The following is a 26,393-nucleotide window of genomic DNA, read 5'->3' on the forward strand; positions in this document are numbered from 1 at the left end:
AGGAGAGTATGGAATGGCATTACTGGATGTAGAACAACCCGGTTCGGAAAATGCAGCTGAAGCTGCGGAAACGATCCTGTCGGTCAACAATATCGAGGTCATCTACGATCACGTGATCCTCGTCTTGAAAGGCGTGTCGCTGACGGTTCCGAAAGGCGGGATCGTGGCTCTGCTGGGCGCGAATGGTGCCGGCAAGACGACAACGTTGAAGGCTGTTTCCAATCTGCTCGGCGCCGAGCGTGGTGAAGTTACCAAGGGCAAGATCCTGTTTGATGACGAAGAAGTCCAGGCGCTGTCACCCAACGATCTGGTCCGTCGGGGATGCATTCAGGTGATGGAAGGGCGGCACTGTTTCGGTCACCTGTCCATTGAAGAAAACTTGCTGACGGGTGCCTACACCCGAAAAGACGGTCATGCCGCCGTGAAGGCCGACCTCGAGATGGTCTACAATTATTTTCCGCGCCTTCGTGAACGGCGCCAAAGCCAGGCAGGCTACACATCAGGCGGCGAGCAGCAGATGTGCGCCATTGGCCGCGCGCTGATGAGCCGGCCGAAAATGATCCTGCTAGATGAACCCAGCATGGGACTGGCTCCCCAGCTTGTGGAAGAGATTTTCGAAATCGTTCGTCAGCTGAACGAGAAGGAAGGCGTTTCCTTCCTGCTGGCGGAGCAGAACACCAATGTGGCGCTGAAATACGCGACTTACGGCTACATCCTCGAATCAGGTCGCATCGTTCTGGATGGCGACGCCAAGGCCCTGCGGGAAAACGAGGATGTGAAGGAATTCTATCTGGGCGTTGGCGGCGAAGGCCGCCGCTCGTTCCGGAACGTCAAACACTACAAGCGAAGGAAGCGCTGGCTGGCCTAAAGGGCCGCAACAGGCGGAGACGACCATGAGCGACAATCAGTTTGATGCGCGCGAGCGGCAAGATCCCGCTCAGCGTGAACAGGATCTTTTTGCCAGATTGCCGGATTTGCTGGCACATGCGACCTCGAAATCGTCCGCGTGGGCAGAGCATCTGGACGGGTGCGACATTGGTGCGGTCCAGAACCGGACGGCGCTCGCCGCTTTGCCCATGCTGAGAAAATCAGACCTCTTGAACAAGCAGAAGGCAAATCCGCCATTTGGAGGCTATCTGGCCGGTGACCTGTCAGAGGCGGCACGTGTTTTCATGTCGCCCGGTCCCATCTGGGAACCGCAGGCGCCTGGTCTTGACCCCTGGAACGGAGCCCGCAGTCTCTTTGCTGCCGGGTTCAGAAAAGGGGATATTGTTCTCAATGCATTTTCATACCACCTGACACCTGGAGGGTTCATCCTTGATCAGGGGGCTATTGCGCTAGGCTGCACCGTTTTCCCAGCGGGCGTCGGCAATACGGACACACAGGTTGAAGCGGTCGAGGTGTTGAAGCCGACTGCCTTTGTCGGAACGCCCGACTATCTGAAGATCCTCCTGGACAGGGGACGGGAACAAGGCCGTGATATCTCCTCCATCAAGAAAGCCCTGGTTTCCGGCGGCGCCTTGTTTCCGTCCCTGCGCAAGGAATACGAGGATCAGGGTATTCAGGTTGGACAATGCTACGCGACGGCGGATCTCGGCGTCATTGCCTACGAGACCGAGGCAAAGGAAGGCATGGTCGTCAATGAGGACTACATCGTTGAAATTGTCAGGCCAGGTACGGGTGAACCTGTTGCCGACGGCGAGGTCGGTGAACTGGTGGTTACCAACTTCAACAGCCTCTATCCGTTGATCCGGTTCGCGACCGGAGACCTGTCGAAGATCATACCGGGTCAATCTGCGTGCGGACGGTCCAACATGCGGCTTGCGGGCTGGATGGGCCGTGCCGATCAACGCACCAAAGTAAAAGGTATGTTCATCGACCCTGCGCAGATTGCGCAGATCGTTGCCGCCCATCCGGAAGTCACCAAGGCGCGCCTCGCCGTCAGCAGACGGGGCGAAACGGATGCGATGACACTCTCGGTCGAAACGGAACGGACGGAAAACGATCTTTCAGAGCGTGTAGCTGCGACCTTGCGGGAAATCACGCGTCTAAAGGGAGACGTTGAACTTGTACCTGCAGGCGCACTTCCAAATGATGGTAAGGTGATCGCGGACGAGCGTGAATACGGATAACTCGGTCGTTATGGGGTTGGAAAACCTGTTTTGTTAGTTTTTGCGAACATGAACAAGCAGGTGATCCGGCGGTTTTCTTGAACGTATGGACTATGCCGCATTGGCCTTCCCGTCAGCTTGGCTTATGTAGTGCGACAGAAGAAGAAAAGCGCAAGGACCGACCCAGCCCATGACCGTTCAACCGACCGCGCCCATTGCCTCCGATCAGGCTGCGGAATTCAGCAAGTTAAAATTGCCGGAAGGCCATCCTCCGGCAAAGAGCGGCAAGGTTGGTGTGCTGCTGGTCAATCTGGGGACGCCGGATGCGACCGATTACTGGCCGATGCGCCGGTACTTGAGGGAATTTCTGTCCGACAAGCGTGTGATCGAATGGCCACGCGCGATCTGGTACCCGATTCTTTATGGCATCGTGTTGATGACGCGCCCGGGCAAATCCGGAAAGGCCTATGATGAGATCTGGAACCACGAGAAGAACGAATCGCCACTTCGCACCATAACCCGCAGCCAATCCGACAAGCTTGCGCAGATGCTTGGGGGCGAAAGCGGTCGATTGAAGGTCGATTGGGCCATGCGCTATGGCCAGCCCTCCATTCCAGACAAGCTGAAAGCTCTGAAGGAAGATGGCTGCGACCGCATCCTAGTATTTCCACTCTACCCGCAATATTCAGCAACCACGACGGCTACGGTCAATGATGTGGTTTGCAAGACGCTTCTGGACATGCGGTGGCAACCGGCTATTCGGACGGTGCCGCCTTATCATGACGATCCTGTCTATGTGAAGGCGCTGGCAAAGTCAGTCGAGCAGCATCTGGACAGTCTCGATTTCGAGCCGGATGTTGTCCTGACGTCCTATCACGGCATACCGCAATCCTATTTCAAGAAGGGCGACCCCTACCACTGCCACTGCATGAAGACCACGCGTCTGATGCGCGACGTTCTCGGCTGGGACAAGGAAAAACTGCGGGTGACCTTTCAATCGCGTTTCGGTCCTGAGGAATGGCTGCAGCCCTATACCGACAAGACTGTCGAACAGCTTGCGAAAGACGGCGTGAAGAATGTTGCCGTCATGAATCCGGGCTTCGTGGCTGACTGCCTGGAAACGCTGGAAGAGATTGCCGGGGAGGCCGGTGAGATCTTCGAGGAAAACGGTGGCGACAACTTCAGTCATATTCCCTGTCTGAATGACAGTGAGCTCGGAATGGATGTCATTGCCCACATCGTTCGCCGCGAACTAGGTGGCTGGGTCTGATCAACCTGCAAGCCGGTGTTAAGGATGGCAGGCAATTGTCCTCGTAAGAAGTGACGAGGGTCCCCATATTTTAAGGGTCTGTTTTGAATTGTTGCCGGATACGTGTGCGTATCCGGGAGCCGTTCTGTGCGCACGGCGATAGCGCTGGATCAGTTGGGTGAAACAGCGCATAGTTGCCGCACGATTCAGGGCAGACCCAAACATTGCGGGAGACGTTCATGCCAATTGATGGATTTACGGGATTTGATATCTTCCTGATCGGCCTACTGGTGCTGGTCATTCTCATTATCTTTGCGGGTGTGAAAACTGTACCGCAAGGCTACAATTACACGATTGAGCGATTTGGCAGATATCGGAAGACCTTGTCACCGGGACTGAATTTCATCGTCCCGTTCGTCGATCGGATCGGCCACAAGCTGAACATGATGGAACAGGTTCTTGACGTTCCTTCCCAGGAAGTCATTACCCGGGATAATGCCACCGTCACAGCCGACGGGGTCACCTTCTATCAGGTGCTTGATGCAGCGCGTGCCGCCTATGAAGTCCTGGGTCTGCAGAACGCTATCCTGAACCTGACCATGACCAATATTCGCTCGGTGATGGGCTCCATGGATCTGGATAATCTTCTGTCCAACCGCGATGAAATCAACGCACAGATCCTGAGGGTTGTCGATGCCGCGGCGGAGCCCTGGGGTATCAAGATTACCCGTATCGAAATCAAGGACATCAATCCTCCGCGTGACCTTGTGGATGCCATGGCGCGGCAAATGAAAGCCGAACGTGAAAAACGCGCCTCCATTCTTGAAGCGGAAGGGAAGCGGCAGTCGGAGATCCTGAAGGCGGAAGGTGAAAAGCAGTCGCTCATTCTTGAAGCTGAAGGTCGCCGCGAGTCAGCCTTCCGCGACGCGGAGGCGCGCGAAAGAGAGGCAGAAGCCGAGGCCAAGGCCACCCAGATGGTGAGCGCGGCGATTGCTGCCGGCGACGTTCAGGCGATCAACTACTTCGTTGCCAACAAATATGTCGAAGCTTTCAAGGAACTGGCGACTTCGCGCAATCAGAAGACTCTTATCCTGCCGATGGAAGCCACATCGTTGCTGGGAGCCTTGAGTGGTATTGGGGAAATCGCCAAGGAGGCCTTTGGCGAGGATGCCAAAACCAACCGGACGGCCTCCCGGATTCCTGATACCGGACCATCGAATGGAGGCAATGCGTGAGCCTGGTTGAAAGCACAATTGCAGCGCTGGGTCCGTGGAGCTGGTTTGTTCTTGGGCTCATCCTGTTGGGTCTGGAGATCCTGGCTCCGGGGACCATTTTCCTGTGGTTCGGTCTGTCGGCACTGGTTGTCGGGGTGGTTGCGCTGACACTCGGACTATCCTGGCAGGTTCATGTCGCCCTGTTCCTGGTCCTGTCATTGGTCAGCCTGCTCGTCGGCCGGCGCATGATGGCGCGCATGGCATCTGAAAGAGGTGATCCTGGCCTGAACAAGCGGGGGAGCCGCTATATCGGACGGGAATTTACGTTGGCGACCCCTTTGAATGAAGGTGCAGGCAATCTCTCGATTGATGACACGATCTGGCGGATTACCGGTCCGGACCTGCCGGCAGGCACAAAGGTGCGTGTTGAATCAATTGACGGTGCCCGGCTGGTGGTTAGCCCGGTCGATTGAATTGAGGTCGATTTGCTGAAACAGATCCGCCGAACCGATCAGGGCTTGTGACCTGGCGGGATCGGCGGTTCTTCCGCCATCAGCAGAATTCCGACACGCCTGTTCGCCGCAAGATAGGGGTCGTTCGGAAAGAGCGGTTCGGTGTCCGACTTGCCGACGACGGCGAAGAACTGATCTTCCGGAACGCCGTATTCTGCCAGGATCTGCCGGGCGATGTTGGCGCGTTCGCTGGAAAGATCCCAACCGGTGTAACTCGGGTTCGTGGTTGGACGTCCAGCGGTCGTATGTCCCGTGATTTCAATGCGATTAGGCATTTTTGCCAGAACCGGCGCCATTTTTGCGATCAGACGGCGCGTGGTTTCATAGGGATATTTGGACCCTTCCCTGAACATCGAGCGACCATCCTGATCAACCAGCATGATGTTCAAGCCCTCGTCAGACTCTTCCAGAATGATATTGCTGGATATCTCGGTGATTTCAGGCATTTCCTGCCACGCCTGGCGCAAGGAAGCCGCAGCCGTTGCAAACTGGCGGGGCTTTTCGATGTCGGCTTCCAGCGTGTCGTTGGTGTTGGCTTCGGGTCCTTGCTTGCGTCTCTTCTCGTGACGCTCCTGTGCAAAGTCGGAATCCATCTCCTGTTCGACCTGGCTGATGTCCTTCATGTAATCGCGGATCGGGATACCTTCGACTTCGATGATCCCGGTCTTGCGGGAGCTGTCCTTCACGCCGAAGGCTTCGCGCATGGAACCGGCGACGACCTGCAGTTTTTCCTTGTCCTGGATGGAGAAGGAAATGATCAGAACGAAGAAACAGACGAGCAGGGACATAAGGTCCGCGAAGGTTACAAGCCAATCGGGAGCTCCGCCGCCGCCTTCCTGTTTTTTCTTTGCCATTGTTGATCGTCCGGTTCTTCTTTGCCCTAGGCGGCTTCTGCGAGGTCAGCGCGTGCTTTTTCAGGCAGATACGCCACCAGCATTTCCTTGATGAGGGCAGGGCTCTTGGATTCTCTGATCTGACAGACGCCATCGATGATCAGGGTCTGGTTCAGTTCGTCGACATCGAATTTTGCATCAAGCTTGTCGACCAGCGGCAAGCAGATAATGTTCGAGACCAAGGCGCCATAGAGAGTTGTCAGAAGCGCGACAGCCATGGAAGGGCCAATGGCCGCCGGGTCGTCCATATTCGCAAGCATCTGAACCAGACCTACGAGCGTTCCGATCATGCCGAAGGCAGGGGCCGAATCGCCAAGCGCCTTGAAGACGCGTTTGCCCTCGGAAAGACGGGACAATTGCAGATCGCGTTCGCGCTCCATCGCCTCCCTGATGAACTCGAGCTCATAGCCGTCGGCAATGTATTGAACACCCTTTGCCAGCACCGGGTCCGATACATCGACGTTTTCCAGGCCGAGCGGTCCGGACTTGCGAACGATTTCGCCCAGGTTGGTGATTTCGGAGATCAGATCGCGAGGAGAAGCGTTCCGGCCCGCGAGCGCGACTTTGAATCCCGTTACAAAGGCGGTTGCAATGTCGGAAAGCTGAAAGCGGATCAATGTGGCGGCCAGACCACCACCGATAACGATCAGCATCGAAGGCACGTCAATGAACTGACCAAAACTGCCGCCAAGAAAAATAGCGGTCGTGACAATGCCAAACGCACCAAGAATGCCGATTAGAGTCGCCAGATCCATTCTGTACACACACCAGGGTTTGCGGCCTCAGGCCGATGAAACTCTGGTGCAGTTTAAATGCGTTAAGGCTAATCAAATCCTAATGATGCTACTCACCTATCTCAGAAAAGACACTTTTTCTGAAACGAGCGCATGCAATATGGAAACGGACCGGGTGTCAGGCAGCGCCGATCCGCAGCAGATCATGAAGGTGGACAATACCGACCGGATGTCCGTCCTCGATTACGAAGACCGATGTGATCGAAAGGCTGTTAACGAGTTCCAGGATCGAGGCGGACAGTGTATCCGGTGACACCGTTTTGGGCGACGGCGTCATGATCTCTCCCGCACTCTTTTCCAAAAGGTTGGAAGAGACATGGCGACGCAAATCACCATCGGTGATGATTCCAATGAGCTGCTTGAGTTCGTCAACCACGCCCAGAACACCGAAACCCCTCTGGGTCATCAAGACGATGCCTTCGCTCATGGGGGCGTTCGCGGGGACCAGCGGCATCCGCTCACCGGAATGCATGATGTCCTTGGCCGATTTCAGGCTAGCCCCAAGTCGACCGCCAGGATGAAACACGCGGAAGTCCTGCGCGGTGAAGCCGCGGCCCTCCAGAAGAGCAACCGCAAGAGCATCACCGATAGCCAGTTGAGCCAATGCGGACGACGTGGGTGCAAGCCCGTGAGGGCAGGCCTCCGCGACGCTCGGCAACTTCAGGACAATATCGGCGGCCTTACCCAATGTGCTGTCGTTTCGGGACGTGATTGCAACGAGCGGAACCTTAAACCTGCGAGAATAGTTGACGATACTGGCCAGTTCCTGGGTTTCTCCGGACCAGGACAGGGCCAGAACCACGTCGTGTTCGGTGACCATGCCTAGGTCGCCGTGGCTGGCTTCACTTGCGTGAACAAAGAAAGAAGGCGTACCAGTCGATGCAAAGCTCGCGGCAATCTTCGTTCCAATATGCCCGCTTTTGCCGATGCCTGTAATGATGACCCGGCCTCGGCTCTTTTGAATGAGCTCGCAGGTTTGTTGAAACGGGCTACCGAGTCCATCCTTCAAGGCAGCTCTGACCGCACTCAACCCTGCAATCTCGGTTTCTAGCGTTCTTTCCGCCGAGACCAGCCATTTTGAGGCTGCGTTTGTGTCATTTTCGGAAGTGGGGTCAAGCAATGGATTGGCCATGGAACATTTCTTATTTTTCAGGAGTGCCTAGGACTAGGCCACTCTTTCTCGCGGATCAAGAAGACGTGATGCATTAAAAGGATTAAATTTGGCGAGTTTTTGCTGCCTGTCAATTTGCAAGAAAGAAACGAAGGATTAACCATCCTTCGTCAGTTTGGACCGGATCAAGATTTCGACCGGTTCTGGAACTAAATGCGCCGCATCGTGCACCTGATAATTTGTTTCGCCGCAATCCAGGCCACCCCTTCGGCTGCGCAAACGGCTTTATCGGATCTGCGCGGGACAGGAGACCCCGAAAGCGCTCTCAACTCGGCTGACGCGTCAGATCAACGCGCGAACGATGGTAGGGTTAACCCCACGCAATCCAACGTTTTTTCCCTCAGGCAGACGTTGAACTCCGCCGAGGCCGAGACTGGTTCGAGTGGACTTGGGACCGACGGCAGAGTGGCTCCTGTTCGCCCATTTTCCGACCGAATTGCGGCTGTGAGCCGGTCTCAACCCTTGTCGGGATCAGGAATAGACGACAGCGTCTTTGGCGGCGACACCACGTTTGATGCTCCGGAAGGCATCCGCCTTGGGTCCTTTACCTTTACGCCGCAACTGGGATTGTCCACAGGCTGGACGGACAACACGTCGCAGTCGGCTTCGGGAGGATCTGGCGGTCTATACCGGATTTCTCCGGATCTGTCGTTGAGGTCGGATTGGACGCGCCACCAGTTCGATGCCTCATTCCGAGGCACTTACACCGGATATCCGCAGAATTCGGATGACAATGACGGCTCGGTTGCAGCGGCCGCTAACCTGCGTCTTGATGTCAGCGAGGCAACGCAGGTGACAACAGGCGTTGCATATTCCTACACCAGAGAAGAAGACGGTAGCGCCGAATCTTCGTCAGGCACGGATCATATTCAGCAGCTTTCAGGCAGCCTCAGAGGCACCCGGCGGATTGGCCTCGTTGCAGCCACTGCTTCGTTGGGCGCGGACCGGAGTGTCTACACATCCGATGGAGGAATTTCGGAAAGTGGCCGCAACAACACGTTGTACTCAGCAGGACTAAGGCTTGACGGCAATGCTGGTGGCGTCCTGTCACCCTTTGTCGAAGGTGCGCTGTTGCTGCGCCGTTACGATGATACGTGCAGCGACAGTATTTGCGAAAAACGCAATGCCAACGGTTACCAGCTCAGTGGCGGTGTGACGATTGCATCCGGCCCCAAGGTCACCGGCGAACTCGGCGTTGGTTGGCGGATCGAGGACGTGGAAGACGGCCGCCTGGACAATCTGTCCGGTCTGATTGTTGACGGCTCTCTAGTCTGGTCCCCAAGTCGTCTGACCACTGTCACGGCAGGCGTTGGAACCCGCTTTGAAGCGACGGATATCGACGGCTCCAGCGGGTCGATCATCTATTCGGGCGACATCAGGCTGGCGCATGCCTTCAGCGACCGTTTCGTCGGCGAAACCGGCCTCGGATACAGCTTTCGCGACTATGAAGGTGTTTCCATCCAGGAAAGCACTTTGAGCGGTTTCGGAGGGCTGACTTTTGCCCTGACCCGGAACGTGGCTCTCACTGCCAACTATACCCATCGACGTTTCGACAGTTCCGAAGACGGAAGCGACTACACGGAAAACTCAGTTGAAGCAGGCCTTCGGTTCCGGCATTAACTACACGGTAACCTGAACAAATCATTCATGGGTTGGGAGCAGATATTGATACGGACCAGGGCGTAAGGAGGCCCCTATGCGGAGCTTTGGACGGATAACTGCCAGCGTGATGTTTTCGTTTTTCCGGAAAAACCGCCAGAAATTGCGGATGAAGGACCTTCTGGGACCTGCTCTGTTTTCAACGGGCCTTGTCCTTACGTCCTTGTCCGCTCACGCGGAACCGGGATTCGACAGGTTCGTGCGCGATTTCTGGCCGACGGCCAAAGCGGCCGGGATCAGTTCCCAGACCTACAACGCCGTTTTTACCGGTATGAAGCCGGACGATGACACGTTGCGACTGATGAACAAGCAGTCGGAGTTCGTAAAGCCGATCTGGGACTACCTTGACAGCGCTGTTTCGGAAAACCGTGTTGAAAAAGGGCGGAAGCTGCTCAGCGAATACGGCCCTGTCCTGCAGCATATTGAAGCCCGGTATGGTGTTGACCGAGAAGCGGTACTGGCAATCTGGGGCATGGAAACCAACTATGGCGGCTATATGGGGCGCCACAACGTCGTTCAGGCACTGGCGACCCTGGCTTACGCCGCGCCGCGTCGGAAGAGTTTTTGGCAGAAAGAACTGGTTACCGCGCTTGCGATCGTTCAGGCCGGCCACGTCCGGTTTCAGGATATGGAGGGCTCCTGGGCCGGCGCGATGGGACACACACAGTTCATGCCTTCCAGCTGGAAGGCCTACGCAGCCGATTACAATGGTGACGGCCGCCGCGACATTTGGACGTCTGTGCCAGATGCGCTTGCTTCAACCGCCAACTATCTGAAGAAACACGGCTGGCAAACCGGCAAAACCTGGGGCTACGAGGTGAAGCTTCCAGCAGGTTTTGACTATCAATTGGCTGATGGTGACACGACGCTGAAGCTCGGCCAGTGGGCGAATTACGGTGTTCGCCGTTCCAACGGCAAGGGATTTCCACGCCCATCTGACAATGCAGTCCTGGTTCTTCCTGCCGGTGCCAGCGGTCCGGCTTTTCTTATGCTGCGCAATTTCTACGTTATCAAACGATACAACAATGCGACGGCCTATGCGCTTGCTGTTGGTCATCTGGCGGATCGATTGATCGGTGGTGGCCCTTTGCAGGGGGACTGGTCGCGTGAGCATCTGCCGCTCAATCGCTCGGAGACCGCAGAGTTGCAGGCGTTGCTCAACCGCAGTGGATTTGCCGTTGGAGCCGCAGACGGGCGGATAGGTCCTGCAACCCGCAAGGGAATTCGAGCCTACCAGCGTTCCCGCGGACTTGTCCCGGACGGCTACGCCTCGGTTGTTTTGCTGGCACATCTCAAGCTTGGCGGCTAAACTGAACCAACCAGAATTTCCATTCAGGAGCCAGCGGTGAAATTGCGGCCCGCACAAGGCAGGATCGACAGAGCCGTGAGATTGTTCTCGCGGCTCATTGTGGCGTTGCTGCTTGTTTTGATGAGCGAGGGCGTTTCTGAAGCTTTAGCCCAGGATGCGCCGGGCAATGAGATCATCGTTGCCCAGAATGGTCCGTTCCGCGGCTTCAATCCGTTTGCTCCTTTGCAAAAACTGTTTGGCGGTGGTGGTGGCCGGCAACGCATTCAAAGGCAGCAACCGACCAAACAGAAACGGCGGAAAGTGACTCGCCCTGCCGGAGCCCCACCAAAATTTGAAGTTCAGCCAAAAGATCCTGATGCTGGACTGGTTCTGGTCGTAGGCGACCGGATGGCACGCGGTGTCGCCGATGGCCTCAAGTTCACGCTTGCAGACAAGCCACAGATCCGCGTTGAAGCGATTACTCAGGACAAAGCTGGATTTTCGGGCGAAAACGCACCTGACTGGGCAACAGAGGTACTTGCCAAGATCCGGGGTGCTGATGTCAAAGCGGTTGTCGTCATGATCGGGCGCCGTGATATGGGCAAGGAGTTTCCCGGCGATCCTCCGATCGAATTCATGACGGATGAGTGGTTGACCGCCTACAGAAAAAAGGTCGATGCGTTCATCCGGGTCGTTCGACAGGAAAAGAAACCCATCGTTTGGGCAGGCCTGCCGCCGACCTATGATGAACTTGTCAATGGCGACTTCACGCAACTGAACTCGATCTTTCAGGGAGCCGCCGAGGACCGTCGTGTTCGCTACGTCGATATCTGGGATATCTTCCTGGCAGAAGACGGGAGCTATTCCTCATTCGGACCGGATGTCGACGGGAAGAATACGAGGCTGCGCACAAAGAATCGCATCGGATTCACCTGGGCGGGTTACCGGAAAGTCGCCTTTTTCGTCGAAAGAGAGCTGTCACGCCTGTTGGGCGGATATGGTGGTTTGGCATTTGAAGGGGTTGAGGATGACCCGAATTTCATCGTCCTCACCGGTCGAACGACCTCACCCGAAGCCTTGTTGCTTGGCGGCGAAGACGACAAGGAAATTGACGAGAACAGTGCGGCGTATCGTTTCTTTGTGAAAGGTGAAACGCTGCCTCCGATGCCGGGACGCGTGGACGATCCTCGCATGGCTGTAGAGGGAACCTCCGCTCTCGAGACCAGACCGGAAACTGAAGTCCCAAGCGGCTCCTGAGATCCGAGAGGCTCAGGGTTTCAAGGGAGCTTTGCAAAAAACAAAACCCCGCCGGCGCAACCGACGGGGTTTTTGGTTTCGTGTGACTGGTCTTAGCGTGGCAGATCGGAAGAACCGGTCAGGAACTCATCCACGGCGCGAGCAGCCTGGCGGCCTTCTCGGATCGCCCAGACGACCAGGGACTGACCCTTGCGAACGTCACCAGCTGCAAAAACCTTGTTCATGCTGGTCTTGTAGTCGTCCGTGTCGGCTTTCACGTTGGTGCGGCCATCGAGTTCCAGTGCATCGCCTGCCTGCGCGATGTAGGTATCGAGCAATGGTCCGGAGAAGCCGATGGCGGCAAGAACGAGATCGGCTCGCAGGATGAACTCGGTGCCTTCGATCGGACGGCGCTTTTCATCAACACGGGCGCATTTTACGCCGGTGACTGTTCCGTCCTCGCCAACCAGAGCGAGGGTCGCTGCGGAGAACTCGCGCTCCGCGCCTTCTGCCTGCGAGGAAGACGTGCGGAACTTGGTCGGCCAATATGGCCAGACGGTCATCTTGTCTTCCTTGAGCGGCGGGATCGGCCGGATGTCGAGCTGCGTCACGGACAATGCACCCTGACGGAATGCGGTGCCGACACAGTCCGAGGCGGTGTCGCCACCGCCGATGACGACCACGTGCTTGCCACCTGCCCAGATCGGAGCCTCTTCGCCTTCCGGCTCACCGCCAACACGGCGATTTTGCTGAACCAGGTAAGGCATCGCCCAGTGGCAGCCCTCCAGTTCCATGCCGGTAACACCCGGGTCACGTGGTCGCTCAGCACCGGCACACAGGATTACCGCGTCATGGCGCGCAGCAAGTTCTTCCAGGCTGACAGTGACGCCGACGTTGACCCCATAGTGGAATGTTACGCCTTCCGCCTCCAGCTGCTGGACGCGGCGGTCGATGTAGTGCTTTTCCATCTTGAAGTCAGGGATGCCGTAGCGCAGCAGGCCGCCAGCCTTCGGTTCACGCTCATAGAGATGAACCGTGTGGCCCGCACGTGCCAGCTGCTGCGCAGCTGCAAGACCGGCAGGGCCGGAACCGATGATCGCGACGGCCTTGCCGGTTTTGGTGGCTGAGGGTTCCGGAACAATCCAGCCCTCTTCCCACCCCTTGTCGGCAAGGGCCTGTTCGACGGTTTTGATGTTGACCGGAATGTCTTCCAGGTTAAGCGTACACGCCTCTTCGCACGGTGCCGGGCAGATGCGTCCGGTAAACTCCGGGAAGTTGTTGGTGGAATGGAGATTGCGCAGCGCGATGTCCCAGTCCCCCTGATACACCAGATCATTCCAGTCGGGGATCTGGTTGTTGACCGGACAACCGGTCGGGCCGTGGCAGAACGGAATGCCGCAATCCATGCAGCGCGCTGCCTGATTGACGACTTCCTGCTCATTCAGGGGAATGGTGAATTCACGAAAATGACGAATGCGGTCGGATGCAGGCTGATACTTTTGTTCCTGCCGATCGATTTCCAGAAAACCGGTTACCTTGCCCAAGGTGACCTCCTCAAACTGTATGCGTTCCCAAGGTGGCTGCAATCGGCCGCTACACGGCCGAGAGCCATTTCGTTCAGTTGGCCGGTTATTCGGCTGCGACCATGCCCAGGCGCTGCTCTTCCATTTCTCTGAGCGCACGTCGGTACTCGACCGGCATGACCTTGACGAACTTCGGACGGTAGGTTGCCCAGTTGTCCAAAATTGCCTGCGCCTTGGTCGAGCCTGTCAGTTCGACATGCTTTGTCAGCGTCTGACGCAGGCGTTCATCGTCGTGGCGGGTCATGTCGCAGGAAAGGTCCACGCGGCCCTTGTGCTCGATATCGCCACCATGGTGATGCAGCTTTTCCAGAAGGTCGTCTTCTTCCGTCACCGGCTCCAGATCGACCATCGCAAGGTTACAACGAGATCCGAAGGAACCGTCTTCATCCAGAACGTAGGCAATGCCGCCGGACATGCCGGCAGCGAAGTTGCGTCCGGTCTGGCCGATGACGACGACAACACCGCCGGTCATGTATTCGCAGCCATGGTCGCCGACACCTTCAACAACCGCTGTTGCGCCGGAGTTGCGCACGGCAAAACGTTCGCCCGCAACGCCGCGGAAGTAGCATTCACCTTCTGTCGCACCGTAAAGAACGGTGTTGCCGACGATGATGGAGTCCTCGGCAACAATGCGGGTGTTTTCCGGCGGACGGACAATGAGCTTGCCGCCTGCAAGACCCTTGCCGACGTAGTCGTTGGCGTCGCCGACAAGGTCGATGGTGACACCGCGGGCAACGAAAGCTCCAAACGCCTGGCCTGCCGTGCCCTTGAGATTGATCTTCAGCGTATCGGCGTGCTTCAGGCCCTTGTTGCCATAACGCTTCGCAATTTCGCCGGAAAGCATGGCGCCAACCGAACGGTCGACGGAACAGATGGTCTCATCGACCACTGTCGGCTCCTTGCTGTCGAGCGCAGGTTTGGCGGCAGCGATCAGGCGGCGGTCGAGAATGTCGACAATCGGGTGTTCCTGACGGGCTGTCCAGCGAGTTTCCTCTTCAGCTGCTTCAGGCTGGAAGAAGATCCGCGAGAAATCGAGGCCCTGTGCCTTCCAGTGTCTGATTGCCTCGTCCTTGTCGAGATAGTCGGACCGGCCGATGAGGTCGTCCAGCTTCTCAACGCCGAGTTCCGCCATGAGTTCACGGACTTCCTCTGCAACATAGAAGAAGTAGTTGATGACATGTTCCGGAGCGCCCTTGAACCGCTTGCGCAGAACCGGGTCCTGGGTGGCGATACCGACCGGGCAGGTGTTGAGGTGACACTTGCGCATCATCAGACAGCCTGCGGCAATCAGCGGTGCCGTGGAGAAACCGAATTCGTCAGCTCCAAGCAAAGCGCCAACGATGACGTCGCGGCCCGTCCGCAGTCCACCGTCAACCTGCAATGCAATGCGTGAGCGCAAACCGTTCAGAACGAGGGTCTGCTGGGTTTCAGCCAAGCCGATTTCCCATGGGCTGCCTGCATGCTTGATGGAGGTGAGGGGCGAAGCACCCGTACCGCCGTCATAGCCGGAGATGGTGATGTGGTCCGCGCGCGCCTTTGCAACACCGGCCGCAACCGTTCCGACACCGACTTCCGACACCAGTTTGACCGAGATATCGGCTTCCGGGTTGACGTTTTTCAGGTCATAGATGAGCTGCGCCAGATCCTCGATCGAGTAGATGTCGTGGTGCGGCGGCGGAGAAATCAGGCCGACGCCCGGAGTGGAGTGACGCACCTTCGCAATCACCGCATCCACCTTGTGACCCGGCAGCTGGCCGCCTTCACCCGGCTTGGCACCCTGTGCGACCTTAATCTGGATCATGTCCGCGTTGACCAGATATTCCGTGGTCACACCGAAACGGCCGGAAGCAACCTGCTTGATGGCAGAACGCCGCGGGTTCATCGAGCCGTCCGGCAGTGGGTTGAAACGCTCCGGTTCCTCACCGCCTTCACCGGTGTTGGACTTGCCGCCGATCTGGTTCATGGCGATGGCGAGCGTTGTATGTGCTTCGCGGGAAATGGATCCGAACGACATGGCGCCGGTCACGAAACGCTTGACGATGTTTTCTGCCGATTCCACGCGATCAAGATCAATGGAAGTCCGGCCGATTTCGTCCGCGCTCTTGATACGGAACAGGCCACGGATGGCGAAGCGTCCGCTTTCTTCGTTCACTTCCTTCGCGAAAGCCCGGTACATGTCCGGCAGGTTCGCACGAACGGCGTGTTGCAGCGTGGCGATGGAATCCGGGGTCCACATATGGCTTTCGCCGCGCGTCCGGTAGGCATATTCGCCGCCGACCTCGAGCGACCGGCGCAGGATCGCAACGTCGCCAAACGCTTCCGCATGACGAAGTACGGTCTCTTCGGAAACTTCCGACAGACCAATGCCCTCGATCATCGTCGCGGTGCCGAAGAAGTACTTCTTCACGAATTCGGAAGACAGGCCTACTGCGTCAAAGATCTGCGCGCCGCAATAGGACTGGTAGGTCGAGATGCCCATCTTGGACATGACCTTCAAGATGCCCTTGTCGATGGACTTGATGTAGCGCTCGACAACCTCGTACTGATCAACTTCCTCCGGGAAGTCCATTTCCATGTGCATGGAAAGAAGGGTCTCGAAGGCGAGATACGGGTTGATCGCTTCGGCACCGAAACCGGCCAGGACGCAGAAGTGGTGGACTTCGCGGGCTTCACCGGTTTCGACAACCAGTCCGACGGAAGTCCGCAGACCCTTGCGGATCAGGTGGTGGTGCACGGCCGCAGTTGCCAGCAGGGCCGGGATCGCGATCCGGGACCGGCTGATCAGGCGGTCGGAGAGAATAATGATGTTGTAACCGTCGCGAACCGCCTTTTCAGCGCGCTCGCACAGTTTCTCCAGAGCGCCGTCCATGCCTTCGGCGCCTTTTTCGGAGTTGTAGGTGATGTCCAGCGTTTTCGCGGAGAACTGATTGTCGGCGATATCACCAATCGCACGGATCTTCTCAAGATCCTCATTGGTCAGGATCGGCTGGCGAACCTCAAGGCGCTTGGACGTCGACAGACCTTCAAGGTCGAAGATGTTCGGGCGCGGGCCAATGAAGGAAACAAGGCTCATCACCAGCTCTTCGCGGATCGGGTCGATCGGCGGGTTGGTGACCTGGGCGAAGTTCTGCTTGAAGTATGTATAAAGCAGCTTCGACTTGTCGGAGAGAGCCGAGATCGGCGTGTCCGTGCCCATGGAACCGATCGCTTCCTGGCCGACAGTCGCCATCGGCGTCATCAGGAGCTTGATGTCTTCCTGCGTGTAGCCGAAGGCCTGCTGGCGGTCGAGCAGGCTTTCGCCGGCAACCGGTGCCCGCTGGCGCACGCCTGGAAGATCTTCCAGAACGATCTGGGTGCGGTGCAGCCAGTCCTTGTAAGGGTTGGCGGTCGACAATTGACGCTTGATCTCGTCATCGGAAACGATGCGGCCTTCTTCAAGGTCGATCAGCAGCATCTTGCCTGGCTGCAGGCGCCATTTCTGAACAACGCGCTCTTCTTCGACCGGCAGAACGCCCACTTCGGAAGACATGATGACGAAATCGTCGTCTGTGACGATATAGCGGGCCGGACGCAGGCCATTACGATCAAGGGTGGCGCCAATCTGGCGTCCGTCCGTGAAGGCAACGGCGGCCGGGCCGTCCCACGGCTCCATCAGGGCTGCATGATATTCGTAGAATGCACGGCGATTGTCGTCCATCAACGGATTGCCGGCCCAGGCTTCCGGGATCAGCATCATTGCTGCATGGGCGAGCGAGTAACCGCCCATGGTCAGGAACTCCAGGGCATTGTCGAAACAAGCCGTGTCCGACTGTCCTTCGTAGGAAATCGGCCAGAGTTTGGAGATGTCGTCGCCAAGCAGCGCCGAGGAAACCGACGCCTGGCGCGCGGCCATCCAGTTGACGTTGCCGCGAAGCGTGTTGATCTCGCCGTTGTGGGCGACCATGCGGTACGGATGCGACAGATCCCAGGATGGGAATGTGTTGGTTGAAAAGCGCTGGTGAACAAGCGCAAGCGCGGAAGTGAACCGCTCGTCTTTCAGGTCGGAATAATAGGCGCCAAGCTGATAGGCCAGGAACATGCCCTTGTAGACGATCGTGCGGCTGGACAGCGAAACGATATAGAAGCCTTTTTCAACCGCATCGGTCTCCGCGCGCACTGTGTTGGAGATCACCTTGCGCAATACATAAAGACGGCGTTCGAACGCGTCCTGATCTTCGCTGCTGGAACGCTTGATGAATACCTGGCGAGATACCGGTTCGGTTGCCGCGATGTCCGGCGCCTTTGACAGCGAGGAGTTGTCGACAGGCACATCACGCCACCCGATCAGCTCCTGACCTTCGGCACTGATGACGCGTTCGACGATTTCTTCACACTTGGCGCGCAGGGCATCATCCTGCGGCATGAAAATGAAGCCGACGCCATAGTCGCCGAAATCGGGAAGCGCGGAACCGGCCTTTTCCATCTCTTCCTTGAAGAAGACATGGGGGATCTGTACCAGCATTCCGGCGCCGTCGCCCATGAGCGGATCTGCGCCAACCGCGCCGCGGTGAGTCAGGTTTTCCAGAACCTGCAGACCGTCAGAAATAATCTTGTGAGACTTTCCGCCCTTCATGTGGGCGACAAAGCCAACGCCACAGGCATCGTGTTCGCGCGACGGATTGTAGAGCCCTTTGTCGGCGGCCGTGCCCAGTCGTTCGGCAAGTGTGGCGGTAGCTGTGGTTTTTGTCTCCACGCCCCCGGCTTGCATGGCTGTGCTGGTCGTCAGCTCTCTCTTCGTCATATGCGCCCTCACTGTTAACCCCAGTGGTGCCGTGGCTCGAAGCGTCCGGTTTCGTTCGGGTCGCATTCCATCAAGAATGCGGCTCGGCGAACCCTGGCTTACCTGCCCCGGCTCTGTTGTGTATTTACCGCGCCGGTCCATCAAAACAAACCGCCGCATTGACGCAGCGGACTGCCCGCTGCCGAAACTTTCCGTTCCGCTCCGTCGCAGATCCTCCCTCGAATCCGCTGACTGGTCGGCCTGGTCGCTGCTTCAGGTGCTGCAGTATAGATCGACTTGCAGCTCACAGCAATTGGGACAGTATCCCTGTCCTATTCCAAGCGGCGCGAACATGACAGATTTCGCCGCCATGAGCAAGTGTGTTTTGGTGCGGGTGCAGTATAATTGTTTCGCCCAAAAAGTTCCAATCGTCTGGAAAGGTCGATTCTGGAAGGATTTGGGCAAGATTCTTTCGTTTGTTAGAAAATGTTAAATGGTTGCTCGCAAAAGGGTCACAGGCGTTTGATTTCCTATTTATCGCCAATATGCTCATGTACGTGCTGCGCCTTCGCTGCATCGGTTCGAGCGTGGGCCCCTATTTGAATAAAAGTTCGATCAGAGGAGTACGAAATGAAGAATAAGGCCATGTCTGCAGCGATCGTTGCTGGTGCCGTCGCAACCGCGATCGCAGGTCTGTCCACCACCGTGCCCGCGCATGCCCAAGCCAAGGAAAAGTGCTACGGCGTGTCCCTGAAAGGTCAGAACGACTGTAAAGCTGGTGCGGGAACCACTTGTGCAGGCACTTCTACCGTTGATTATCAGGGCAATGCCTGGACCCTGGTCCCGAAAGGCACTTGCACCACCATGGAATTGCCGGGTGACCGTCATGGTTCCCTGACCGAACTCGATCGCGATTTGCCGGAAGCCTAAGGTTTTTGAACAGCGCCGCCACGCGCGCGGCCAGTGTTTTCAGGCAGGCGGTTTGAAATCGCCTGCCTGACAAGACTTCACTCCAAAATGGACCCCACCCAAACTGGAGCACACCATGTCACCCGCAAGCCCTCCCACGGACCATAAACGCGTTGATGCCACGGTCCCGGCTCGTGCCGGAGCAGGGCTCAAGCCGGAACATGTTGCTGAAATTCTGGAAACTTCCGCGGATATCGGCTTTTTCGAGGTTCATGCGGAAAACTACATGGGAGCTGGTGGCCCGCCCCATCGGCAGCTTGAAGCGATTCGTGAGAAGTATCCGCTTTCGCTCCACGGTGTCGGTCTGTCCATCGGTGGTGAAAACCCGTTGGACAAGGAGCATCTGAAACGGCTGGCGCTTTTGAACAAGCGCTATGAGCCGGGGCTGTTTTCCGAGCATCTGGCCTGGTCGACCCATGACACGACCTATTACAATGACCTGCTGCCGGTGCCGTACAATCAAGTGACACTGGACCGTGTCTGCGATCATATCGACGAGGTTCATGAGACGGTCGGGCGCAAGATGCTGCTTGAAAATCCGTCCACTTATGTCGCCTTTGAACAGAGCACCATGAGCGAACTGGATTTCCTCAAGGAAATCGTGCGTCGCACCGGTTGCGGTCTGCTGCTTGACGTCAACAACGTTCATGTGTCGTGCACCAATCACGCGCGATCTGCCGAAGCTTATCTTGCCGATTTCCCGATGAATGACGTCGGCGAAATTCACCTTGGCGGTCATGCCCCCGACAAGGACGATGCCGGGCGGCCATTGCTGATCGATGCGCATGATCGGGAAGTCGACGATGCTGTCTGGGCGCTTTATGAAAATGTGATCCAGCGGACCGGCGGACTGCCGACGCTGGTCGAATGGGACAATGACATTCCTGCCTGGCCGGTTTTGCTGAGTGAGGCGGAGGCGGCTGAGCGGATCCTTGCCGGTGCCGCCGCACCTGACCTGAAGCGCGCTGTCTGAAATGAGCAGGCAGGATTCAATTCCCCAAATCGGAACGGGCGATTTTGGCGAAGCCATCTGGGATCCGGATGGCGGTACACCGGCCGGTATCATCGGGCCTGATGGACATGAAGCGCCGAAGCGGTTCAACGTCTATCGGAACAATGTGATTGTCAGTCTCACCGAAGCGGTTGGCCAAAACTATCCGGCGATCATGAACCTGCTAGGCGACGAGTATTTCAATGCTCTGGCCCGGGCATTTGTGATCCAGCGTCCGCCAAAGTCTCCGGTTCTGATCTGGTATGGCAGCGAATTTGCCGACTTCATCGAAACCTTTCCGCCGCTTGCGGCTTATCCCTATCTTGCGGATGTCGCCCGGTTGGAATGGGCGTGGCTGCAAGCCTATCACGCGGCTGATGAGACGCCTCTTGATCCGGCAGCTTTGAGCGCACTGCCTCCGGAGGCTATCGGAAACGCCCGATTTACAAAACACCCTGCTGCCAGCCTGATCGCCTCCAAATGGCCGGTCTGGGACCTGGTGCGGGCAAACAGGTTCGATCCCGAAGCAGTCGAAGGGATTGATCTGAACATATCGCAGTCCGTGCTGATCACACGCCCCGAGCTTGATGTGGAGCTCGTTTTGCTTCGGCCTGGCGGTGATGTGTTCCTGACATCTCTTCTGGACGGGGCGCCGCTTGGTGAGGCCGCGGCGCACGCGCAGTCGGAAGAGACTGAGTTTTCATTGTCCGATTGCTTGTCGGATGTACTTTCAAATGGCGTTTTTTCCGACCTCCGGGCACCATGAACAGTCAATGGCCTGAGGTTCCTGCAGGAAAGGGAAGGGGGAATTAATGGGTGCTCTTATCGGGTTTTTTGTCCGGTTGTACACAATCGTGTTCGGAGCGTTGGAACGGCTGACAAACGGATGGTTTTTAGGGTTTGCCGCACGCTTTATTTTTGCGGCGGTTCTGCTTCAGTTTTTCCTGAATTCGGCGATGACCAAGATCGGTGGCAGCGTCATGAACATTTTCACGCCGACCGCCGGTGCCTATGCGCAGATGTTCCCGCAGCTGATGGAGCAGGTAAGCTACGACACCAGTCAGATTGCCTTTTTTCCTTATGGCCTGCTGGTGCTGCTTGGCACCTGGGGTGAGTTCATTCTTCCGGTGATGGTCGTGCTCGGTCTGTTTACCCGATTTGCAAGTGTCGGCATGATCATTTTCATCATCGTCATGTCATATGTGGACATCTATGGCCACGGTGCCGACGCCAAGACCATCGGTGCGCTGTTCGACGGTGAGCCATACGCGATCATCTCCGATGACCGACTCCTGTGGATCTTCCTCTTGCTGGTGCCGACGTTGAAGGGACCAGGCGTGATCTCGCTGGATTGGCTGCTCGGGTCCTACTACCGCAAGCGGGAAATGTACTACTAGGAAATTTGTGTTGCCGGTTGTTCGGGCAAGTGCTTAAACCGGCACATGAATTTTGCAAGTGACAATTGGGCGGGTGCGGCTCCGGCGGTGATGTCGGCGCTGTCCCGCCATAATACCGGATTTTCGCCGGCCTACGGCACTGACACGCTGACGGAAAGCGTGTACCGGAAATTCAACGACATTTTCGAACGCGAAGTCGCGGTCTTCTTCGTTGCGACCGGGACCGCCGCCAATGCGCTGTCGCTTGCTGCCTATTCCAGGCCGGGTGGTGCGATTTTCTGCCATCGCGACAGTCACATACAGGTGGATGAGTGCAACTGCCCTGAATTCATGACAAGCGGCGGCAAGCTTGTCAGCGTTTCAAGTAGCGATGGCAAGTTCACAGCCGATGCGCTGCGGGATGCCATGGCCGGATTTCCCGAAGGGGTGGTGCATCACGGACAGGTTGCTTCGGTTTCCATCAGCCAGGCGACGGAAAGTGGAACCGCCTACGCACTTGAAGAAATTGCAGCGATCAGTGACGTTGCCAAATCCCGTTCCGTTCCGCTTCACATGGATGGTGCCCGTTTCGCCAATGCTCTTGTCACATTGGGGTGTACTCCGGCGGAAATGACCTGGAAATCGGGTGTTGATGTTCTTTCCTTCGGGGCGACAAAAAACGGATGCTGGTGCGCCGAGGCCGTGGTGTTCTTTGATCTCGAAGCCGCGAGGGGGTTTGAGTACTTCCGCAAGCGCGGTGGGCACCTTTTCTCCAAAAGCCGGTTCGTTGCTGCACAGTTCGATGGTTACTTCGAGAATGACAGTTGGCTGGAAACCGCAGGTCATGCGAACAGCATGGCTTCAAGGTTGGCTGAGGGCATTTGTGCGCAAGGCGGGCGGACTGCCTGGGCTGTGGAAGCGAACGAGCTGTTCCCGATCTTGAAGCGCAGCCAGCTCGAGAAACTTGAAGCGGCTGGAGCAAAGCTCTACGAGTGGCCGGCCAAGGACCTGACACCGAACATTGCGCCCGCGGAAGATGAAGTCTGTCTGCGTATGGTGACGAGTTTCGCCACGAGCGAGGCCGATGTGGATACATTCCTGAAGGTGCTGTCCGGCGAAGAATGAAGGCTGGGAATCCTTTGCCTTGGAGCTCGTGGAACGACAGCGTGAAACGCAGCTGATGAAGCTGCATCTGTTGTCCGGTCACCTTCATAGAGGACCCTTTTCAGGGCAGTTCAAGCCGAACAGTATGCAAAAAGGCGCCTGGTTGCCCGGGCGCCTCTTGTTCAACCTGCCGCGTGAGCGGCTTGAATTTAGTGAGCGGTCGATTCGATCTGCTTGGCTCCGCCAGATGTGATTTCAATCTTGCGCGGTTTCATGGCTTCGGGGATTTCCCGTACGAGGTCAACGTGCAGCAAGCCGTTTTCAAGGCTGGCGCCATCGACGCGAACGTGTTCGGCAATCTGGAAGCGGCGCTCGAAAGTGCGCGCTGCAATGCCGCGGTACAGGACTTCCCGATCGGAATCTTCTTCGGCTTTTTCACCCTTGATGGTGAGAACGTGCTCTTTGGCTTCTACCGATAGTTCCTCATCGGTGAAACCGGCAACTGCCATCGTGATCCGGTAGGCGTTTTCGCCAGTCCGTTCAATGTTGTAGGGTGGATAGCTCGGAGTGTCGCTGCCGGCTGTGTCCAGCATCGAGAAAAGGCGGTCAAACCCGACGGTAGACCGGTAAAGCGGAGAAAAGTCCAAGTGACGCATGATTCTGTCCTCTCTTTGAGCAACTGAAACTTCACTGTTTATGTGATCCTGATCCCCCAACATTGGCGGGACAGGTGTTTGGCACAGACCCAATTTGGCGCCTGCAAGAAGACAGATGGGAACTTGGTTTTTCCTTTTCAAGAGGGAGGATATTTCGCCGTTTCCGGTCAGATGAACAGCGGATGAACAGGCTCTTCCGTCCGCGTTCAACCGAGGTCGTGCATCTTGTGATCAACGTCAGCACAGCGCTGGCGGCAAGATCAGGAGAACTCAAATGTTTGCAAAGGCTTCTAAGCTTTCCGCCCCTGTTGCCGGTGCCATATTGCTGGCTTCCCTATGCTTCGCTCCCGTCGCTTCGGCCGCGCCGTTTCAGGTTGACCGGTCGTTTAAACCGGTAAACTCCGAGCGCGTCATCAAGGTCGATCATCGCTGGGGGCCTGGCCGTCACGGTGGCGGATGGAACAATGGGCGTGGTTGGGGCTACCGTGAACTGGGCCCGAGGCAAATTCGCCGCAGCCTGCGTCACCGCGGTTTCTATCGTATCAAGATCCTGGATCGCCGGGGCCCGATGTACATTGTCAAAGCGATCGGATGGCGTGGAATGCCGATGCGGCTGGTCGTCGATTCCAGAACGGCCGACATTGTACGCAGCCGCCCGGTCGGGCATCGGAAAAACTGGCAATATCGGTGGTAATTGCAGGTCCGACTGCATCTGTTTCAGGGCCGGTACCCCAGGGTGCCGGCCTGAAGTTTGTTGTCGCCCCGGCCCAAGCCAGCTATCACAGGGTATTGCCCTTTTGAATCGGACTGCCATGAGCCTCATTGACCATCCAGACAATCCCATACCGGACGGTGCGGAAACCGGGTTTGTGGTGACGCCTGACAAGGTCAAGATCCGCTATGCGCACTGGCACGCGGCCGGGCAGCAGAGGCGCGGCACCGTGACTTTGTTGCAGGGACGCGCCGAGTTCATCGAAAAATATTTCGAAATTATCGAAGACCTGCGTTCACGCGGGTTTGCGGTCGTGACCTTCGACTGGCGCGGGCAGGGGGGATCGCAGCGTCTGACGCGCAACCCAAGGCGCGGGCATGTGTCAAGTTTCAAAAAGTTCCGGATCGATCTCCGAACGGTTTTGAAGCAAGTCTCCCTGGCGACGTATCCGGGGCCGCATTTTGCGCTGGCTCACTCAACGGGCGGGCTTGTCCTCTTGTCCGACACCGAGCGGCTCCGCACGATGCTGGACAGAGCCGTCATCACCGCCCCTCTGCTGGGTCTGCCTTCAGGTGCCTGGACACCGGATTTTGCTTCTGCATGGCGATGGGGGCTGAGGAAGCTCAGTTTCGGCCTGCTGGGGCGTCCACCGCTCAAGGCAACAGCGCCCAAGACGTCTGCGTTTGTCGAGAAGGTCGGATTTCCCCTTGCCAGGCTGTTTTCCTGGACCGGATTTGGCCGGGTTTTTGTGCCGGGTGGAAACGGCGAAATTTTCGTGCCTTTCGAGACCAATCGGCAGACATCGGACAAGGTTCGGTTTGAGCGGTTCAACAAGGTGCTGGAAAAGGCGCCGGAGCTCGGCGTCGGTGCACCCACAATGGGTTGGGTCAACGCGGCCGCCAGAACGATGCTGTCCCTGCGCAAGCGGGATGCAGGACCAAACCTGAAGCTTCCCTGCCTGGTGCTGGCGGCCGGCAATGACAGGGTTGTCTCGACGCCGGCAATCGAGGACTTCGTTTCGCGCACAAAAGCTGCAGCATATGTGGAGATCCCAGGCGCTGCACATGAACTGATGATGGAACGTGATGTGTTCCGCGACCAGTTCTGGGCTGCGTTTGATGCTTTCATCCCCGGGCTTGAAGCGGAACAGGAGCTGATACGCGCACTGCAGTAGCGCGACTCAGTCAGCTTGTCAGGGCGAGTTCCTTCAGCAGAATATCGTGTAGTTGCGGGCTTCCGGAAGCCAGAATCCGGCCACCGTCAGCTGGCGAGCCTCCGGTCCATGTCGTGACCACGCCACCAGCTCCTTCAATGATCGGAACAAGGGCCACGATATCGTAGGCCTGCAGTCCGGATTCGATGACGGCATCGCCATGCCCGGCGGCAACCATGCAGTAGGCATAGCAGTCAGTGCCGTATCTGGAGAGTTGAACGGACGCCTCGATGCGGTCGAACGCGGCCCGCTCGTCATCTTCGAAGATGGCTGGCGTTGTGGTGAATACGGTTGCTTCTGCAAGGCGGTCACAGGCTCGGGTCTCAAGCGTCTTGTTGCCGAGCGGCCCATGATACCAGGCCGTTTCGCCGTCGCCGCCATATCTCTCGCCAACGTAGGGCTGAACCATCATGCCGAGGCTTGGTTTGCCTGCCGTGCGCAGTCCAATCAGAGTGCCCCAGGTCGGCAGGCCGGTGATGAATGCGCGAGTACCGTCGATTGGATCCAGCACCCAGACATTTTCTGCGTCGAGATTTTCCGGGCCGTGTTCTTCGCCCAATATACCGTGACCTGGATAGGTGCTGTTGATGAGCGAGCGCATTGCGGTTTCGCCGTTTCGATCAGCAACCGTGACCGGATCGAAGCCGTTTTCCCATTTGTTGTGAACGTCGAAGCCTGACCGGAAGTGGGGCATGATCGCTTCGCTGGCGGCGTCTGCCAGCCTGTCCAGAAAGGGAGCGAACTCGTTTGAGCTGGAAACAGGTGTCGTTGTCATCAATCCCCTCCGTGCCGCAACAGGCGGCTCAATCATCACAGAATGCCCGAGTTGCTGCTTGTATAACCAGTTCTGCTGAAAATTGAATCCGCAAAACCTGACCTTTTGCTCAAAATATGATCAGGAAT

Annotated in this window: 22 protein-coding genes; 15 read left to right on the forward strand and 7 right to left on the reverse strand. The window is 57.2% G+C overall.

Going from position 1 to position 26,393, the window contains the following annotated elements; all coding sequences use genetic code 11:
• Window positions 1-13 precede the first annotated feature (13 nt).
• The 5 genes from ABLO27_RS20440 to ABLO27_RS20460 all read left to right on the forward strand — a co-directional run bounded on the left by ABLO27_RS20440 (window position 14) and on the right by ABLO27_RS20460 (window position 5,047).
• Complete coding sequence (locus tag ABLO27_RS20440; RefSeq protein WP_353035259.1) at window positions 14-868, forward strand: ABC transporter ATP-binding protein; 855 nt, start codon at window positions 14-16, stop codon at window positions 866-868.
• Window positions 869-893: 25 nt separating this feature from the next.
• Window positions 894-2,132, forward strand: coding sequence for a phenylacetate--CoA ligase family protein (locus ABLO27_RS20445; RefSeq protein WP_353035260.1), 1,239 nt, complete (start codon window positions 894-896; stop codon window positions 2,130-2,132).
• Window positions 2,133-2,301: 169 nt separating this feature from the next.
• Window positions 2,302-3,381, forward strand: a complete 1,080-nt coding sequence (hemH, locus tag ABLO27_RS20450) for a ferrochelatase (RefSeq protein WP_353035262.1) — start codon at window positions 2,302-2,304, stop codon at window positions 3,379-3,381.
• 218 nt (window positions 3,382-3,599) lie between these two features.
• Window positions 3,600-4,595 carry an SPFH domain-containing protein gene (locus ABLO27_RS20455; protein ID WP_353035264.1) on the forward strand — a complete coding sequence of 332 codons (996 nt, stop codon included), beginning with the start codon at window positions 3,600-3,602 and terminating at the stop codon, window positions 4,593-4,595.
• Window positions 4,592-5,047 (forward strand): NfeD family protein, encoded by a 456-nt coding sequence (locus ABLO27_RS20460; protein ID WP_353035266.1) that lies wholly within the window; start codon window positions 4,592-4,594, stop codon window positions 5,045-5,047. Before ABLO27_RS20455 ends, ABLO27_RS20460 begins: the two co-directional genes overlap by 4 nt.
• Before the next feature lie 38 nt (window positions 5,048-5,085).
• On the opposite strand, the gene ABLO27_RS20465 is transcribed toward ABLO27_RS20460, so the two are convergent.
• From ABLO27_RS20465 to ABLO27_RS20475, 3 genes are all read right to left on the reverse strand, one after another.
• On the reverse strand, window positions 5,086-5,940 hold the full coding sequence (locus ABLO27_RS20465) for a flagellar motor protein MotB (protein ID WP_353035268.1): 855 nt from the start codon (window positions 5,938-5,940) through the stop codon (window positions 5,086-5,088).
• Window positions 5,941-5,966: 26 nt separating this feature from the next.
• Window positions 5,967-6,734, reverse strand: a complete 768-nt coding sequence (locus ABLO27_RS20470) for a motility protein A (RefSeq protein ID WP_352942258.1) — start codon at window positions 6,732-6,734, stop codon at window positions 5,967-5,969.
• Between the two features lie 157 nt (window positions 6,735-6,891).
• Entirely contained in the window at window positions 6,892-7,905 is a 1,014-nt protein-coding gene (locus ABLO27_RS20475; RefSeq protein WP_353035270.1) for a KpsF/GutQ family sugar-phosphate isomerase, read from the reverse strand.
• Window positions 7,906-8,349: 444 nt separating this feature from the next.
• On the opposite strand from ABLO27_RS20475, the gene ABLO27_RS20480 reads away from it, so the two are divergent.
• From ABLO27_RS20480 to ABLO27_RS20490, 3 genes are all read left to right on the forward strand, one after another.
• Entirely contained in the window at window positions 8,350-9,564 is a 1,215-nt protein-coding gene (locus ABLO27_RS20480; protein ID WP_353035272.1) for an outer membrane beta-barrel protein, read from the forward strand.
• Window positions 9,565-9,712: 148 nt separating this feature from the next.
• The gene (locus ABLO27_RS20485) at window positions 9,713-10,912 is read left to right on the forward strand and encodes a lytic murein transglycosylase (protein WP_417714828.1); all 1,200 of its coding nucleotides are present in this window, start codon (window positions 9,713-9,715) and stop codon (window positions 10,910-10,912) included.
• Between the two features lie 36 nt (window positions 10,913-10,948).
• The gene (locus tag ABLO27_RS20490) at window positions 10,949-12,148 is read left to right on the forward strand and encodes an SGNH/GDSL hydrolase family protein (protein ID WP_353035277.1); all 1,200 of its coding nucleotides are present in this window, start codon (window positions 10,949-10,951) and stop codon (window positions 12,146-12,148) included.
• A gap of 92 nt (window positions 12,149-12,240) precedes the next feature.
• On the opposite strand, the gene ABLO27_RS20495 is transcribed toward ABLO27_RS20490, so the two are convergent.
• Together ABLO27_RS20495 and gltB are read right to left on the reverse strand one after the other, a co-directional pair.
• Entirely contained in the window at window positions 12,241-13,671 is a 1,431-nt protein-coding gene (locus ABLO27_RS20495; protein WP_353035279.1) for a glutamate synthase subunit beta, read from the reverse strand.
• A gap of 85 nt (window positions 13,672-13,756) precedes the next feature.
• Entirely contained in the window at window positions 13,757-18,457 is a 4,701-nt protein-coding gene (gene gltB, locus ABLO27_RS20500) for a glutamate synthase large subunit (protein WP_417714829.1), read from the reverse strand.
• A 642-nt stretch (window positions 18,458-19,099) separates the two neighbouring features.
• Here gltB and ABLO27_RS20505 point away from each other — a divergent pair.
• From ABLO27_RS20505 to ABLO27_RS20525, 5 genes are all read left to right on the forward strand, one after another.
• Window positions 19,100-19,399 (forward strand): DUF2282 domain-containing protein, encoded by a 300-nt coding sequence (locus ABLO27_RS20505; RefSeq protein WP_353035281.1) that lies wholly within the window; start codon window positions 19,100-19,102, stop codon window positions 19,397-19,399.
• Window positions 19,400-19,514: 115 nt separating this feature from the next.
• Window positions 19,515-20,411 (forward strand): DUF692 domain-containing protein, encoded by an 897-nt coding sequence (locus ABLO27_RS20510; RefSeq protein WP_353035283.1) that lies wholly within the window; start codon window positions 19,515-19,517, stop codon window positions 20,409-20,411.
• A gap of 1 nt (window position 20,412) precedes the next feature.
• Window positions 20,413-21,195: a DNA-binding domain-containing protein gene (locus tag ABLO27_RS20515; RefSeq protein ID WP_353035285.1), complete on the forward strand. Its 783-nt coding sequence runs from the start codon at window positions 20,413-20,415 to the stop codon at window positions 21,193-21,195.
• A gap of 46 nt (window positions 21,196-21,241) precedes the next feature.
• Window positions 21,242-21,826, forward strand: coding sequence for a DoxX family protein (locus ABLO27_RS20520; protein WP_353035287.1), 585 nt, complete (start codon window positions 21,242-21,244; stop codon window positions 21,824-21,826).
• A 3-nt stretch (window positions 21,827-21,829) separates the two neighbouring features.
• Window positions 21,830-22,930, forward strand: a complete 1,101-nt coding sequence (locus ABLO27_RS20525) for a threonine aldolase family protein (protein WP_353036047.1) — start codon at window positions 21,830-21,832, stop codon at window positions 22,928-22,930.
• 188 nt (window positions 22,931-23,118) lie between these two features.
• Here the strand turns inward: ABLO27_RS20525 and ABLO27_RS20530 are convergent, their stop codons facing one another.
• Window positions 23,119-23,565, reverse strand: coding sequence for an Hsp20 family protein (locus ABLO27_RS20530; protein ID WP_353035288.1), 447 nt, complete (start codon window positions 23,563-23,565; stop codon window positions 23,119-23,121).
• A 274-nt stretch (window positions 23,566-23,839) separates the two neighbouring features.
• Here ABLO27_RS20530 and ABLO27_RS20535 point away from each other — a divergent pair, with 274 nt between their 5' ends.
• Window positions 23,840-24,259 carry a hypothetical protein gene (locus tag ABLO27_RS20535; RefSeq protein WP_353035290.1) on the forward strand — a complete coding sequence of 140 codons (420 nt, stop codon included), beginning with the start codon at window positions 23,840-23,842 and terminating at the stop codon, window positions 24,257-24,259.
• 118 nt (window positions 24,260-24,377) lie between these two features.
• Entirely contained in the window at window positions 24,378-25,451 is a 1,074-nt protein-coding gene (locus ABLO27_RS20540; protein ID WP_353035291.1) for an alpha/beta hydrolase, read from the forward strand.
• Between the two features lie 10 nt (window positions 25,452-25,461).
• On the opposite strand, the gene hisN is transcribed toward ABLO27_RS20540, so the two are convergent.
• A complete protein-coding gene (hisN, locus tag ABLO27_RS20545; RefSeq protein ID WP_353035293.1) occupies window positions 25,462-26,265 on the reverse strand; it encodes a histidinol-phosphatase in 804 nt (267 codons plus the stop codon).
• Window positions 26,266-26,393 lie beyond the last annotated feature (128 nt).

Origin of the sequence: Roseibium sp. SCP15 (assembly GCF_040329435.1) — a bacterium.
GTDB lineage: Bacteria > Pseudomonadota > Alphaproteobacteria > Rhizobiales > Stappiaceae > Roseibium.

What these genes read in the sequence shown, in the direction of transcription:
- hemH (WP_353035262.1), top strand. Translation starts at nt 2,302, where the DNA reads ATGACCGTTCAACCGACCGCGCCCATTGCCTCCGATCAGGCTGCGGAA.
- ABLO27_RS20505 (WP_353035281.1), top strand. Translation starts at nt 19,100, where the DNA reads ATGAAGAATAAGGCCATGTCTGCAGCGATCGTTGCTGGTGCCGTCGCA.
- ABLO27_RS20445 (WP_353035260.1), top strand. Translation starts at nt 894, where the DNA reads ATGAGCGACAATCAGTTTGATGCGCGCGAGCGGCAAGATCCCGCTCAG.
- ABLO27_RS20470 (WP_352942258.1), bottom strand. Translation starts at nt 6,734, where the DNA reads ATGGATCTGGCGACTCTAATCGGCATTCTTGGTGCGTTTGGCATTGTC.
- ABLO27_RS20515 (WP_353035285.1), top strand. Translation starts at nt 20,413, where the DNA reads ATGAGCAGGCAGGATTCAATTCCCCAAATCGGAACGGGCGATTTTGGC.
- gltB (WP_417714829.1), bottom strand. Translation starts at nt 18,457, where the DNA reads ATGCAAGCCGGGGGCGTGGAGACAAAAACCACAGCTACCGCCACACTT.
- ABLO27_RS20520 (WP_353035287.1), top strand. Translation starts at nt 21,242, where the DNA reads ATGGGTGCTCTTATCGGGTTTTTTGTCCGGTTGTACACAATCGTGTTC.
- ABLO27_RS20540 (WP_353035291.1), top strand. Translation starts at nt 24,378, where the DNA reads ATGAGCCTCATTGACCATCCAGACAATCCCATACCGGACGGTGCGGAA.
- ABLO27_RS20455 (WP_353035264.1), top strand. Translation starts at nt 3,600, where the DNA reads ATGCCAATTGATGGATTTACGGGATTTGATATCTTCCTGATCGGCCTA.
- hisN (WP_353035293.1), bottom strand. Translation starts at nt 26,265, where the DNA reads ATGACAACGACACCTGTTTCCAGCTCAAACGAGTTCGCTCCCTTTCTG.
- ABLO27_RS20465 (WP_353035268.1), bottom strand. Translation starts at nt 5,940, where the DNA reads ATGGCAAAGAAAAAACAGGAAGGCGGCGGCGGAGCTCCCGATTGGCTT.
- ABLO27_RS20510 (WP_353035283.1), top strand. Translation starts at nt 19,515, where the DNA reads ATGTCACCCGCAAGCCCTCCCACGGACCATAAACGCGTTGATGCCACG.
- ABLO27_RS20440 (WP_353035259.1), top strand. Translation starts at nt 14, where the DNA reads ATGGCATTACTGGATGTAGAACAACCCGGTTCGGAAAATGCAGCTGAA.
- ABLO27_RS20485 (WP_417714828.1), top strand. Translation starts at nt 9,713, where the DNA reads ATGAAGGACCTTCTGGGACCTGCTCTGTTTTCAACGGGCCTTGTCCTT.
- ABLO27_RS20475 (WP_353035270.1), bottom strand. Translation starts at nt 7,905, where the DNA reads ATGGCCAATCCATTGCTTGACCCCACTTCCGAAAATGACACAAACGCA.
- ABLO27_RS20530 (WP_353035288.1), bottom strand. Translation starts at nt 23,565, where the DNA reads ATGCGTCACTTGGACTTTTCTCCGCTTTACCGGTCTACCGTCGGGTTT.
- ABLO27_RS20535 (WP_353035290.1), top strand. Translation starts at nt 23,840, where the DNA reads ATGTTTGCAAAGGCTTCTAAGCTTTCCGCCCCTGTTGCCGGTGCCATA.